The sequence below is a fragment of the Maritimibacter alexandrii genome, assembly GCF_005871115.1.
GTDB lineage: Bacteria > Pseudomonadota > Alphaproteobacteria > Rhodobacterales > Rhodobacteraceae > Maritimibacter > Maritimibacter alkaliphilus.
On the sequence record NZ_SWKQ01000005.1, the window covers coordinates 1 to 11,954 of the forward strand.

The 11,954-nt window shown below is 62.3% G+C and carries 20 protein-coding genes; 4 read left to right on the forward strand and 16 right to left on the reverse strand.

Annotated features, from left to right (window positions below):
• Window positions 1-280: 280 nt before the first annotated feature.
• The 8 genes from FCT00_RS00675 to FCT00_RS00705 all read right to left on the reverse strand — a co-directional run bounded on the left by FCT00_RS00675 (window position 281) and on the right by FCT00_RS00705 (window position 3,826).
• Window positions 281-622 carry a hypothetical protein gene (locus FCT00_RS00675; RefSeq protein WP_088716855.1) on the reverse strand — a complete coding sequence of 114 codons (342 nt, stop codon included), beginning with the start codon at window positions 620-622 and terminating at the stop codon, window positions 281-283.
• A 172-nt stretch (window positions 623-794) separates the two neighbouring features.
• Window positions 795-1,262 (reverse strand): GIY-YIG nuclease family protein, encoded by a 468-nt coding sequence (locus FCT00_RS00680; protein WP_088716854.1) that lies wholly within the window; start codon window positions 1,260-1,262, stop codon window positions 795-797.
• Complete coding sequence (locus FCT00_RS00685; RefSeq protein ID WP_088716853.1) at window positions 1,262-1,462, reverse strand: hypothetical protein; 201 nt, start codon at window positions 1,460-1,462, stop codon at window positions 1,262-1,264. The genes FCT00_RS00680 and FCT00_RS00685 overlap by 1 nt, the downstream gene beginning before the upstream one ends.
• Window positions 1,463-1,526: 64 nt before the next feature.
• Entirely contained in the window at window positions 1,527-2,894 is a 1,368-nt protein-coding gene (locus FCT00_RS00690) for a class I SAM-dependent methyltransferase (protein ID WP_232788327.1), read from the reverse strand.
• Window positions 2,891-3,055, reverse strand: a complete 165-nt coding sequence (locus tag FCT00_RS21360; RefSeq protein WP_157903888.1) for a hypothetical protein — start codon at window positions 3,053-3,055, stop codon at window positions 2,891-2,893. Before FCT00_RS21360 ends, FCT00_RS00690 begins: the two co-directional genes overlap by 4 nt.
• Window positions 3,052-3,408, reverse strand: a complete 357-nt coding sequence (locus FCT00_RS00695) for a hypothetical protein (protein WP_088716851.1) — start codon at window positions 3,406-3,408, stop codon at window positions 3,052-3,054. Before FCT00_RS00695 ends, FCT00_RS21360 begins: the two co-directional genes overlap by 4 nt.
• On the reverse strand, window positions 3,405-3,614 hold the full coding sequence (locus tag FCT00_RS00700) for a hypothetical protein (protein ID WP_074647538.1): 210 nt from the start codon (window positions 3,612-3,614) through the stop codon (window positions 3,405-3,407). Before FCT00_RS00700 ends, FCT00_RS00695 begins: the two co-directional genes overlap by 4 nt.
• The gene (locus FCT00_RS00705) at window positions 3,611-3,826 is read right to left on the reverse strand and encodes a hypothetical protein (RefSeq protein ID WP_088716850.1); all 216 of its coding nucleotides are present in this window, start codon (window positions 3,824-3,826) and stop codon (window positions 3,611-3,613) included. The genes FCT00_RS00700 and FCT00_RS00705 overlap by 4 nt, the downstream gene beginning before the upstream one ends.
• A gap of 769 nt (window positions 3,827-4,595) precedes the next feature.
• On the opposite strand from FCT00_RS00705, the gene FCT00_RS00710 reads away from it, so the two are divergent.
• From FCT00_RS00710 to FCT00_RS00720, 3 genes are read left to right on the forward strand one after another with little or no spacing between them, the layout of a single operon-like run.
• On the forward strand, window positions 4,596-4,841 hold the full coding sequence (locus tag FCT00_RS00710) for a type II toxin-antitoxin system VapB family antitoxin (protein WP_074647545.1): 246 nt from the start codon (window positions 4,596-4,598) through the stop codon (window positions 4,839-4,841).
• Window positions 4,841-5,266 carry a type II toxin-antitoxin system VapC family toxin gene (locus tag FCT00_RS00715; RefSeq protein WP_088716897.1) on the forward strand — a complete coding sequence of 142 codons (426 nt, stop codon included), beginning with the start codon at window positions 4,841-4,843 and terminating at the stop codon, window positions 5,264-5,266. Before FCT00_RS00710 ends, FCT00_RS00715 begins: the two co-directional genes overlap by 1 nt.
• A gap of 22 nt (window positions 5,267-5,288) precedes the next feature.
• Complete coding sequence (locus FCT00_RS00720; RefSeq protein ID WP_088716896.1) at window positions 5,289-5,630, forward strand: hypothetical protein; 342 nt, start codon at window positions 5,289-5,291, stop codon at window positions 5,628-5,630.
• Window positions 5,631-5,735: 105 nt separating this feature from the next.
• On the opposite strand, the gene FCT00_RS21365 is transcribed toward FCT00_RS00720, so the two are convergent.
• Together FCT00_RS21365 and FCT00_RS00725 are read right to left on the reverse strand one after the other, a co-directional pair.
• Window positions 5,736-5,897 (reverse strand): hypothetical protein, encoded by a 162-nt coding sequence (locus FCT00_RS21365; protein ID WP_157903891.1) that lies wholly within the window; start codon window positions 5,895-5,897, stop codon window positions 5,736-5,738.
• 307 nt (window positions 5,898-6,204) lie between these two features.
• Window positions 6,205-6,555: a single-stranded DNA-binding protein gene (locus FCT00_RS00725; protein ID WP_074647520.1), complete on the reverse strand. Its 351-nt coding sequence runs from the start codon at window positions 6,553-6,555 to the stop codon at window positions 6,205-6,207.
• 502 nt (window positions 6,556-7,057) lie between these two features.
• Between FCT00_RS00725 and FCT00_RS00730 the strand changes: the two genes are divergently transcribed.
• A complete protein-coding gene (locus FCT00_RS00730; protein ID WP_157903890.1) occupies window positions 7,058-7,432 on the forward strand; it encodes a thermonuclease family protein in 375 nt (124 codons plus the stop codon).
• 77 nt (window positions 7,433-7,509) lie between these two features.
• Here the strand turns inward: FCT00_RS00730 and FCT00_RS00735 are convergent, their stop codons facing one another.
• The 6 genes from FCT00_RS00735 to FCT00_RS00760 form a co-directional block, all read right to left on the reverse strand.
• Complete coding sequence (locus FCT00_RS00735) at window positions 7,510-7,872, reverse strand: hypothetical protein (RefSeq protein WP_088716893.1); 363 nt, start codon at window positions 7,870-7,872, stop codon at window positions 7,510-7,512.
• Between the two features lie 103 nt (window positions 7,873-7,975).
• Window positions 7,976-8,215 (reverse strand): hypothetical protein, encoded by a 240-nt coding sequence (locus tag FCT00_RS00740; protein WP_088716892.1) that lies wholly within the window; start codon window positions 8,213-8,215, stop codon window positions 7,976-7,978.
• 66 nt (window positions 8,216-8,281) lie between these two features.
• The gene (locus tag FCT00_RS00745) at window positions 8,282-8,545 is read right to left on the reverse strand and encodes a zinc finger domain-containing protein (protein WP_088716891.1); all 264 of its coding nucleotides are present in this window, start codon (window positions 8,543-8,545) and stop codon (window positions 8,282-8,284) included.
• The gene (locus FCT00_RS21570) at window positions 8,538-9,170 is read right to left on the reverse strand and encodes a hypothetical protein (RefSeq protein ID WP_174861803.1); all 633 of its coding nucleotides are present in this window, start codon (window positions 9,168-9,170) and stop codon (window positions 8,538-8,540) included. The genes FCT00_RS00745 and FCT00_RS21570 overlap by 8 nt, the downstream gene beginning before the upstream one ends.
• Window positions 9,171-9,216: 46 nt before the next feature.
• Window positions 9,217-11,043 (reverse strand): ParB/RepB/Spo0J family partition protein, encoded by a 1,827-nt coding sequence (locus FCT00_RS00755; RefSeq protein ID WP_088716890.1) that lies wholly within the window; start codon window positions 11,041-11,043, stop codon window positions 9,217-9,219.
• Window positions 11,044-11,347: 304 nt separating this feature from the next.
• Entirely contained in the window at window positions 11,348-11,746 is a 399-nt protein-coding gene (locus FCT00_RS00760; RefSeq protein ID WP_088716889.1) for a DUF3768 domain-containing protein, read from the reverse strand.
• Window positions 11,747-11,954: the final 208 nt, after the last annotated feature.

Here is an 11,954-nt window from a genome sequence, read left to right on the forward strand (position 1 = left end):
GACGCCGCTCATGGGGCTTGCGTGGGGGAACCGGCGGTTCCCGATACGGACAGGGCGCGCTCGCGCGGCCTGGCCCAAGGATGCAGGGGGCGTTCGGCTTGCCCGAATCCCCCCTGCCAGTGTGATCGCCGCGCAAGCGCGGGGATCTCCGAACCCCTGTCTATCCATTGGGCGCCTGCGCGGCCGGGGGGCTGTCTGCCCCCGCGCCTTGCGGCGCTCTCCCGAGGATATTTAAGGTAAGATGAAAGGGCGGAGCTGTCGCCCATGAGCTGACGTTAGATCAGGCCGCAAGCTGAAGGCGTAGCGTCGTCTTATCACCGGCGCGAAGCGGGAAATGCACAGCGGCGAAACCGCAATCGGAAAGAAAGGAGATAATCCCGGTAGCGGTCTTGAACTCTCTCACCTTGAACCCGCCCCGCGTGGCATCCATCCGGGCAGTCACCAGCATCTGAACCTCGCCGGACGGATCGATACTCTTCATGAACCAAAGGCCGTGCCAGCTCGGCCCCTTGCGGAATGGTTCTTCACGACATTCAATTTCGAGCTGGCCTCCATGTTTTAGGCTTAGCCGTAAGCCCTGCTCGTTGATGACATTCGGGGTAAGCTGGATCTTATCGGCCACGGAAATTCCTCGTCTGCTTCATCGCAATATTATAGCATCGCTGACATTAAGCGCATCATCGAATGGCGGTTTCCTGCCACTGGAATGTGCAGGCTAGGAAGGACGTAGGGGGCTGTCTGCCCCCGCGCCTCACGGCGCTCCCCCGAGGATATTTTCAGGAAGATGAAAGAGGCTAGACCAGATCGCTCTTGATCGGGTCGGTTCGCCCTGTCGGCCGCCAGCCTGAATCGAAAAGGGATATGCGGCCATAGATCGGCCATGCAATTTTGAGGCGGGCAATACGGCGAAGCCGTGTCGCCTGCTCGGTGATGAGCTGTGCCACGTCGCTAACCGATGCGCCGTCTCGAAGGATATACCATTCCCGATTGCGGGTCCGGTCTCGTCCAGCCAGACGCCCCACCTTGGCGTGACAACGGGCCTCAAGAGCGAACGCATGGGGCATTCTCACGGTCTGGACAATGACCATTCGGCCTTGAACGCTGCGCGAAAGCTCCTTCCTCCGATCAACTGTCTTGCGCTGCGTGAAGCCGATCTTGATGCGGCAGGGGTCTTCCTCGTCACAGGTAAGATAGACTGTTCCCCAAGCCACATTGCGCCGAAACCAGCGGATACGGGTGAAGCCCCGAGATCGGCGGGCCATCAGGCCCGCTCCGACTCGGGTGCGATGCCGTAAGGGTATGCGGGACCGTAGCGAACGCCGCCCTGTTCAAAAAAGCCCATGCTCCCGAGTAGCCATGCGCGGTGAAACTCGGTTCCGGCGATCAGGCGGCGAATCGAACGGGGGATATGCCGGCCCGCGTAGCCTGCCAGATAAGCGCGAAGATAAATGCTCTGCATCATGTCGAAAATTCCTTTGTAGCCAGAATACTAGGTGGAAGGGCGGGCCGGAAGGCCCGCCCGACGATCAGGCGCGGGGCTTGTAATAGACACAGTATCCGGTGGGGATGTTCGTGCCGGAGCTGGCGAAGCTGCCCACAGGCAGATCGCGCCAGTCGCCAATTGTGGTGCCGTGGTCGTAGTAGGCGGACGCGGGCAGGATGCAGACCAGACAGCCGCCGGGCTTCAGGAACTTTACCGCATGATCGAGGTGTTTCTTGTAGTGCCGCCCATAAAAAGGGGGGTTCATGACCACCTTATCAAACCGCGGATCGGGCGCGACCTGAAGGAAATTCGCGGTCATGACGTGATGGCCCTTCGCGCGGGCCAGGTCGGCACGGGCGGCGTCGTATTCAACGCCTGTGACGGACACGGCCCCGCTCATCCGGTTTTCGCGCAGATCGGCGTTGCGCCGGGCCAGCTCGTCCATCAGTGCGCCGTCGCCACAAGACGGTTCTAGGATTTCCTCGCCGCCGCTAAGGTGCAGGGCGTCGATCACGGTTTCTGCCACGGGCCGGGGGCTGGCATAGAATTGCAGATCGCGGGCAACATCTGTGCTTGGCCGCTTCGCTTCGGCCTCGTTTGGCGCGTCGGGCAACACTTCGCCATAGAACTCGGCCAGGGCGTGGTTGATGTCTTTTCGGCCCTCGGGGTCGAAAATCAGGTGGCCGTTGCCATTCTTGAAAACGCGGATGATGCCACCGCAGAAATCAGCCTCGCCGTGGCGCTGCACCTCGTCCATCGTGTCTTCAAACTCGCGGTAGGTATAGCGCGGCTGGCTTCGATAGACGCGCAGGGCGTTAAGGGTATCTTTCACCCGCTCCCGGCCCCAACTGTTCCAGCCGGTGACATAGGAAACGATGATCCGTTTCGGCAGGCCCTCAACGCCGATTTTCACTTTGGAATGGCTCTTATAGGCCGGGTCCAGATCGGTGAAGCATTCGGCCAACCCCTTGAGGACGTGAAAGCGTTGATCGAGCAAATAGCTCCCGAACACCTCAGCGATATTTTCCAAGGTGAAGGGCAGGGGTTTGGTCAGCTTCAAGTCGAGCTGCTGCCGGTCCTTGGCGCTGGCGATGTTCTCGATATTCAAGCCTTCGTAGACGTGTTTCCATGCGGATCGCAGCAGGGTCAGGCGCACGTCGCGCTCGTATAGACTCGGATCGGTCGCAAAGACGCGCCCGCCGTAGGTGCCGCCGATGCAAGCGGCGGCATTGATCGCGGTTTCGGCCCTCTTGAAAGCCTCGATGGCGCCGGGGATGCTTTCGGCCTTTGCATCATACTCCGCGACGATCTCGGACAGGCTGCGCCGGATTGCCGGTGCGCCGTGGTCCTTCTGGTCGGTTTCGCCAATCTTTGGAAATTCGCTGTGAAATGTCATGCTCTCGTCTTTCATCCTTGGCCCAGGAACCGCTCGCCAGCGTTCGGGCCATATTCGATCACTTCCCAAACCTCGTGCCCGGTGCGGCTGGCGTAGCGCCATGCCGTTGCCTCGTCCTTGTGGACGCGGGGCAGGTCGTCGGGGTGTTCGCGGGTCTCGAAGGTGCGCCAGCTCATGCCTCGGTTCCCCGAGGCATGGCTGCGAAAAGGTCGTCGTTGTCCCAAGCCGGGTGCGACTTGGCGGCGGGCAGGGGATCGACACCCTTGGTCTCGATCACAAGGCGGGCCGTGCGCTCGCAGGGACAGCCATAATCGTTGCGGTAGTGCTCGCGGATTCGGACTTCGTAGCGGTTCGTCGTCTCCGGGATCGGCGCGACGGTGTATCGCTTGGGCGAAGATTTCCGGCCCAGCCAATCCGCGCCCCATGTGGCGGGATGCTTGTCGCGCTGATACTCGATGCAAGCCAGAATATTGCGCTTGTCGGAGGCGGTCAGGTGCCGCCCCTCGATGAGTGAAATCTGCGGTTTCATTGGGCCTTCTCCTGAAGGTAGGTGCGATACCCCTTCTGATCCGTGCTGCCGAAACAGATCACATGCTGATCGGCCAGATGGCGCAGGTCGCAAAGCGCATACTCCATCAGATCGGCTACCTGGCCGGAGGCGTCAGGATAGAGCGCGGTCAGTGCATCAAGGATGCGCGCTGCCTGAATGTCGGGGGTGTTGTTGGGGGCACTCATGCCCCCATCTCCGTCCAGTCAGTCGCCCAAGTATCCATCGTTGCGACGGTTTTGCCTTCGGGATCGAGCAAGCGTAGATCGGGCTTGTGCGTGGCGGCTGCGTGATGATCGCGGCCCATCTTGCGCAGCAGGTCGGGATTGGCGGAATAGACCACTTCCGCGCCGGGCAGACCGTCATATTCGGACCATAGAGAAAAAAGACGTGCGGACATAAATCGTCCTCCTTGTGGTGATGCCCTATCCGGTCTGGTGCCGAAAATTGGGGCGGGGTTTCTGGCGAGGACCGCTGCAAGCGGCCCTCTCCTGAAAGCCTGCCTCCCGGCGAGGGCAGGAGGGGGGCCCGCGCAAGCTCCATGACAAGGAAGGGGGGAGGGGGATCACCCGGCCACGCAGCTCGGCCCCCGGCCGAGACCGTGGTTGGGGACACCCCCCTGACGCCGCTCATGGGGCTTGCGTGGGGGAACCGGCGGTTCCCGATACGGACAGGGCGCGCTCGCGCGGTCTGGCCCAAGGATGCAGGGGGCGTTCGGCTTGCCCGAATCCCCCCTGCCAGTGTGATCGCCGCGCAAGCGCGGGGATCTCCGAACCCTCTTCCGCCAGAGCTTTCCAGACCGCCCCGGCCAGGGGGACGGGGCAGGGGCCTTGCAGGCGACCTGTGGTAAGGTCTGGCGCTGCGAAAGCGACCGTTACCCGGATGGGCCGAGACTGGCCCCCTGACAGGACCATGCGCCGCGCTGCCCGGTGGCTCGGGACGAGACGGCGGGCGGCGCACCTTGGCGCAGGGACGAGCAGGGGGGAAGGCTCGGGGCGCAGGCCGCTTGCCGGCCGAAGCCTAGGGCGCGGTCCTGGGCGGGCGTGTCCTCGAGCAACCGCACGAGGTCACGAACGACCGGGATTCGCCACGAAATTCAACAATCGAAGATACTAGCACTTGCGGGATATACTTTTCGGCTATATTGTATATCCTGAAAGGATATGCACATGCCCCTCTACATCAAAGACCCGGACGTAGATAAGCTCGTTGACCGCTACCTTGCTGCCTCTGGCGCAAGGAACAAAACCGAAGCGGTTCGCACGGCCTTGCTCAATAGTATAGCGGCGTTGGAGAAGCAGGAAACCCTCGCGGAACGTGTAGCGAAGGTTCAGCGAAAGGCAGCCGAGGCAGGTCTGAAACCGCGCGAATCCGACGACAAGCCGTTCATGGATGAGCTGTGGGGTGATGACTGATGTTCATCGACGCCAGCGCGCTTTGCGCCGTGCTGCTGAATGAGCCGGAAGCCCCGGCGATGCTCAAAGCAATGGAACAGGCCCGAGGCAAGCTGATGATTTCGCCGGTTGTGCGGGTAGAAACGACGCTCGGGATCGCACGGGATCTGAAGGAAAAGGATGGCGTAACGCATATCAGCGAGGCGCACTTCGACAAGGCGAGCGAGCTTGTCGCAGACCTGCTCCAATCACTCGGCGTTCGTGAAATGCACCTCACCGAAAGCATGGGCTCGGCGGCGATCGCGGCGTTGAGGAAATACGGCAAGGTGGCCGGTCATCCGGCGAAACTCAACATGGGTGACGCCCTCGCCTACGCCGCCGCTAAGGCGTTTCATGCCCCCTTGCTCTACAAGGGCGATGATTTTGCGAAGACCGATCTCGCATGAGGTCGGAAGAAAGGAGCTTTCGATGAAACTGATAGCGGCAAACGTGATGCGCAGCCTGCCAGCGGCGGCATACCTGGTTGGCGCAGCAGCAGCCCATGCGCAGGAAGGCTCGGCTGACGATTGCGAGCTTGTGAGCGCGGCCATGTCGCAGATGGTGCAGGCGAACATCGCCAACATCGAAGTGACCGGCAACATGCTGCAAAACCAGGCCGCCATGCTGGCGCATCTGGCGACGAGCGGCGATGGCGACGCCTTGGCGGCGGCGGCGGCCGTGACCGAGAACCTGGGCCAGCTTCAGGTGCCCAACGGCCCGGCCATTACGGATGGAATGGCCGCGCTGCGGCGCATGTGCCCGGAGCGGTGAGGGGGCTGTCTGCCCCCGCGCCTGGCGGCGCTCCCCCGAGGATATTTCAGGGAAGATGAAATGCAGAAAGGCCAAGCCCCGGAGGGCCTGGCCGTTGCAGCCGCCCTACTCGGGGCGGCGCTTGAGGGTGATCCCGACCTTCAGGAAGCCGAGGTTGATCGAGATCGTAAGGCTGAGGTCGATTGCGCGCAGCAGCTTGCGGATGGCTCGGAGCCGGCGAGCGGCGATGCGACGAAGTTTGATGGAACGCTTGCGAATGAATTTCATGGTCTGTCTCCTGATTGAAAAAACGAGGCTCGGTGACACGGCGGGAAAGGCGGGCCGTCAACACGCGCGCAGCGCCCCGAAGGGCTTGGTGTTGACGGCTCGCCGCGCCGTGTAGAGTGGCCGCTGTTTTTCAAGGAGGCAGACCCTGCACCTTCGCAGGGGTCCAGTGTCGCATTGCCGCTTGTCGGCGGTTCGGAGCTGAAGGCTGTGAAGCGCGATCGGCCGCCCTCTCGATGGGGGCGGCCGATTGGTCGGGGCGCAGCGCCGCGCCCGAAGGGCAGGCGGGCCGTGAGGCCCGCCCGGGCGGTCAGCCCGCCTGTTGCCGCTCCATCTGCTTGCGGATCATGTGGGCCAGGTTGGCGAAGTTGTCGCAGGCCAGTTTCACGCCGTGGCGGGTTTCGCCGCTATTGGTCTCGTAGCTCTCGGAGCGGATGGTGCCGGTCGCGCGAACCAGGTCGCCTTTGACGGTGTTTTCCTTGACCCATTTGATGACGTTCTCGTTGAAGATACTCACGTCGTTCCAGAAGGGTTTCGACTGAAAGTCGCCGTGATTGTCCTTGCGGCCATACTCGGCGGCGATGGAAACCCAGAGGACGCCGTTGCCTTCCTTGATCTGACCGACCCGACCGATGATTTCAAACTCAGCGAAGGTATTCATTTTTTGTCTCCTTGGTATCTTAGTGTTTCGATGAAAAACGGTCATGCTGGTCCTCGATGCGATCAAGCCAAAAATCGGAGGGTCCGCAAAGCGGAAACCGATTTTTTGATTGAAGGGCGGGGCGTTAGCCCCGGACGGTCGCTAAGAGAGGAACAAGCAATGTTCCGTTTGAGAAACCCGGACCAAGGAGACGGGTGAATACCTGGGTTGCACGAATTTCAGTGTCGGTTCCAGATCAAGGAAGGCAGCGGCGTGTGGATCTCGACAGGGGCTCGATTCATACTGCAAGGACAATCACGGCGACGGTCGAAACCTGGGGCGACGGATGCTCATCTGCGCAGCGGCAAATGGGTCAAGGGAAACCCGATGGCGGCCTAGCGACAACCGGCACAGGAACAGAAGAGGGCAGAGCGGCTTGCGAAACTGGCTGCGAGAAACTGGATCGAGACGCGGACAACATGCGCGACGCAGGCGCTTGTTTGGAGTTGCGGCAACAGGTGCGATGATCGTCGCGGCCTTGCTGTCGATCGACACCGGGACGGCGGCAGAGCCGATCAATCCGGCTTCAGTCTATGTGATCGACGGCGACACGATTGACCTGGGCGGTGAGCGGTTCCGGCTGGTCGGTCTCGACACGCCGGAAACCTACGATCCGCAATGTGCATATGAAAAGGCGCTTGGTGACGAGGCGACGAGGCGCTTGCGCGAGCTGATCGGCTCGGGCGAGTTGGTGGAACTGATCGTGTTGCCGGGCCGCGACCGAAATGACCGAGGGCTAGCGCGGCTTTACATCGGTCGTGCGGACGTGGCCGGTATCCTGATCGGGGAAGGGCTGGCGCGGGAATACAATGGGGGCAGGCGGCAGGGTTGGTGCTGACGGCCAAGCCGCGCAGCGGCCCCTGCGCGGGTAGCGCAAGGCCGGTGCGTCGGGGCGCAGTCCCGGCGCACCGGGCATCACCCTCGGCGCGGTCCCTTTCGGAACCAGCCCATGACGATAATCGTGATGCCGATGGCGAGCAGGTAGAGAACGGCAATCATCCAGATCAGCATGAACGCCTCGCCAAGCTGCCGGGTGAATGTCCGATCCGCGCCGAACAGGAAATGCTCGGACCCGCTCATGGCCCATCCCATGACGATGCCGAATCCGAGGGCAGGCAGGAACACAGTCAGGAAGGCCAGCATATAGCGGTTGATCGTCGGTCGCCCGCCACGCCAGCAGGCCCGGACGACACGGCCCGGACAAAAGACGATCTCGGCCATGCGATACTGAACCAGATCGAGCCTATCCTTGAAGGTGGTTTCGTCGTCGTCGTGCATGATCGTCCTGAATGTCGGTCCCTGGAAAAAAGAGGCCCCGCGCGAGCGGGGCCAGTGTTATCCTCACCACAAGGATATTCTCAAAAAGCTGGCCTGCCCGGCGTCAAAGATGCGCGCGGCGGCTCCGAATTTCGTTCGACAGATTGGCGGCTTGTGCGAAGCACCCGAAGGCGATGGCTGTGCCGATCCAGTAAATCAGATTGGGGACGTTGACCCCCGCGAAGAACGCGATGCAAGCGGCGATCACGATAGCCGCGCCAGCAGCTCCGATAAAGAACCAGTTCCACATCTTGCCGATCAGTTCGGCAATGATTTCTTCAGCGTGAGCGCGGCGATCAAACATCTAAGTTCTCCTTTAGTTCCAGTCGTAGCACAGTCGATCAGTTCTCGCCAGCGCCATGAATATCCCTCAGAACAAAGCCAGTTGCTCGGGCTGAGGCCGAATGCCGACGCGCCCGCGTGGATCAATGATCCATCCGTCGCCGTCGCGCAGGATGCTGGCGTCAGGTCCGTGCTGGTCGATGAAGACGCGATCCGCCTCCACCTTGCGACTGTGATGAAAGTCGCTCGCCATGTGGCCGCTCGGGCGACGGCACCAGACGCCGGGCGCTCTGCCGCAATCGGGGCAGCGCACGGCAAGGACCGGATGACGGTGGGCGGTGAAATCAGGCATGGGCGTTCTCCAATTCTCCGAGGCGAAGGAATAGCTGCGAGGCCAACACGCGATTCTGGGCGGCGCGGTCGCGATCCTTGTTCTTCGATGCCGCCAGTTGAAGATGGTGATAGGCTGCGTGACGTTCCGCCAGCGGGTGACGGTCAGGATCGGCGGCAATCTCCCGCGCCTTGAGGATCGTCACGAACAGGTCAGATGAAGCGAACAGGTTCGCGATCCTCGCGCCCGAGGCGTCGGTGCGCGACAGCGGGAAAGGCGGGCTTTTCAAGTCGATCCTGCCTTGGCTGTAGCTGTGCAGGACGCTCAACAGATAAGACGGGTCGGCGGGGTATGGGGCGCAGTCCCATGCCCGCCGCACAGCGCGGCGCTCATCTTCGGGCAGGGCGTCGATCTGGCGGCGGGCTTCATGCCACTTCTCTGCCCGAGCGCGACGGTCCCTGATTTCCTGTTCGGACCATGCCAGTGCGCGGTCTGCCATAACACGGTCCTCGCTCGGCTGTGCCTCGGCAATCTGATCGGCCAGCAACGGAAGGGCCTCGCGCTCAAGGCGCTGTTTCCGGCGCAGTGCGGCCCGCTTGCGGGGCGTGTCGGTGAACGGGTGTCGGGGTGAACGCTTGAATCTCATGGGAACCTCCATCGGTGGGCGGGGCGCTGCCGCCCCGCCCTCGATCTCACTTCATGCCTTCGGGCAGCCATGCCCCGATCTTCGCGGCCTGCTCGTCGGTGACGCCAAGGGCGCTGCGCAGATCGTGGTCGCCACGGAACAGGGCTTCCAGCTTGTCGGCCTTCTCGCCCTTTTTCAGCTTGGCGAAGGTCGTGGCGGTCGGGTGATCGTCGGACAGGTCCAGCAGATCGCGCCACAGATCGTTGAGGTAGGGGCCTCCGACGCGAGAAAAGAAGTTCGCCGCATTGGGGGTCCAGACTTCGCGGATATTCGGCTGCGTCTCCTTGTCGATCATCGCGGACAGCTTCTCGTCGCCGCCCCGATATTGAGCGGCAAGGAACCGGACCAGTTCACCGCGCACATGCTCCGGGCCTTTCTTGCGAAACGCGCGGAAGGATGCGCCAAGGTCTTTCGCATCCCACATATCGCGCGGCGGGTTGCTGGTCAGGCGCTCGTCAAGGGCATAGCCCTCGGCCTCGGTCGAAGGCCAGTTCGGAACCTCGGTCGTGGCGATGCCAAGCGGATCGTTCCAGCGCAGGGCGTGGCTCAACTGGTAGGCCAGAAGGTCAATCAGCAGATCGGGATCGCGCAACACCGCATGTTGCCGTGCGCCCTGTGCGACACGGGACAGGTCGTCGCGCAGCTTCTGGCTGATGGGGGATTTCGGCTCGGCCTCGGCGCTCGAATGGCTGGACTTGCGCAGGAACCCGGCCTCGATGGCGGCGGCCCGGTCCTCACGCCTCACCAGCCCCTCGGCGGTCTGAACCTCGCCGCTCTGGTTGACGTAGACAAGGACGCCCGAAACGGCCTTCTGCTCGGCGCTGAATGCACCATCCAACACGGCTTGCAGCGCCGCCAGTTCGGCCTCGCCCTCGGCGTCCAGAACCTCACCTTCGGCCAATTCCGCCAGTTCGTCGTAACGCTCTGACTGCTCTTCGGTGAGCGTCCCTTCATCCCGATAGATGCGGTCCAGCTTCCGTTCCTCGATCTCGTAATAACCAAGATAGGTGGTGTCCATCGCCTCGGCCCATTTCCAACCGTCGCCGGTCATGGCCTCGGCGGTGGCGTTCAGCTTCGCCTTGAACAGTTCGTCCAGCAGGGCAACATCATCGAAATAGGTCTGGTCTGCGAAAAGGTCGCCAGTGACGCGCCCGCCCTCGGCCTCGTAAGCCTCAAGGCCAACAAACTTCACGCGCCGATCCGTGCTGCGCACCGAGTCCGGTTTGAGCATCTGCTTGATCTGGTGATCGCTGTAGCCCTCGCCCCGCACCTTTTCCAGCACGGCCAGCGTGTTCGCCTCGTCCTCGCTGACGGTGAAGGCGGCGGCGTTCGACAGGGTGATTTCCCCGGCCTTCAAGGCGTCCAGAACCGACACCGGCAGGCTTGCCAGCTTCAAGCGGCGATAGACGTGCTTTTCATTGACGCCGAACGCGATGGCGATGGAGGGAACCGGAACGCCCCGCTCGGCCATGCTGCCATATTCGCGGATTTCATCGGCGGCATGGGGTTGTTCGCGGTGGTGGTTCTCGCTCGATGCCCAAATCTCGGCGGTCGCCTGATCGGGCGCGATCTTCACGGAAACCGTAGCGAAGCGCGGATCGTCTTGCAGCAAAGCCAGGGCGCGAAGCCTCCGGCCTCCGGCCACGATGCCAACCTTGCCGGTTTCATCGCGCAGCCCGGCGAGGTTCTGGATCAGGCCAAGCTGGCGGATATTCTCTGCCAGTGCCTCGATCCCCTCGGGGCTGAACACGGTGCGCGGGTTCAGGTCGGAAACATACAGATCATCGAAGGGAACCTGTTCGATGGGGGCGATGATCGTCTCTTGCTTTGTCATGGGTCTTATCCTTGTCGTGTGGTGAGTTTTTGTGTTATCGGTGCCCCAGCCCTGACGGGCTGAGGCGAGGGGGCTTAGATGGCCCCGTGCTGGATCAGGAAGCGGCGTCCGATGCCAAAGTGATCGCCCTTCCTGAGAAGCGCCCAAGCCTCGGCAATGCGGCGCTTCATGGTTTCATTGCTCATTGATTTCACCTTCCTTTCCGTTGTGGTGAGGGGGTGGGAGAGGCGCTTGCCGCCCCTCCCTTGGGCCTGCTCGACAGGCCAGCCTCGGCGCGGGGCAGGGAGAGACCCCGCAACCGAACTCAGTATTCCTCGGGCAGAAGGATGGTCAGCACGCGGCGGGTCTTAGTGGTGTCCGCGCAATCGTCGGAACCGAACTCATAGCCCGCGTCGTAGAGGTCGATTTTCCAGTAAAGCCGAACCTCGCGTTCGCCTTCGGCCACGGTGAAGATGCCGAAATCGTGGGTGCCGTAAGGGTCGTTGTCCTCGGTGAACTCGGAAAACTGCATGACCGCGACCATGATCGCCACCTGTGCCTCGTGCGACAGTGCGGCCACGCCGCGCGTCATGACAATCTGGCCGGGAACGGTGAAGTCAGCGCCCCATGTGGTGCGGAACCGGTCGTTCTGTCTTGCGATAAGCGCGACCCGCGCTGCCTCGACAGCCGCCTCTGCGGTGTTTTCCGAATGAATATCAGCCATGTCTGGCCTCCTTGTGGTGATGCCCTATCCGGTCTGGTGCCGAAAATTGGGGCGGGGTTTCTGGCGAGGACCGCGAAGCGTCCCTCTCCTGAAAGCCTGCCTCCCGGCGAGGGCAGGAGGGGGGCCCGCGCAAGCTCCATGACAAGGAAGGGGGGGAGGGGGATCACCCGGCCACGCAGCTCGGCCCCCGGCCGAGACCGTGGTTGGG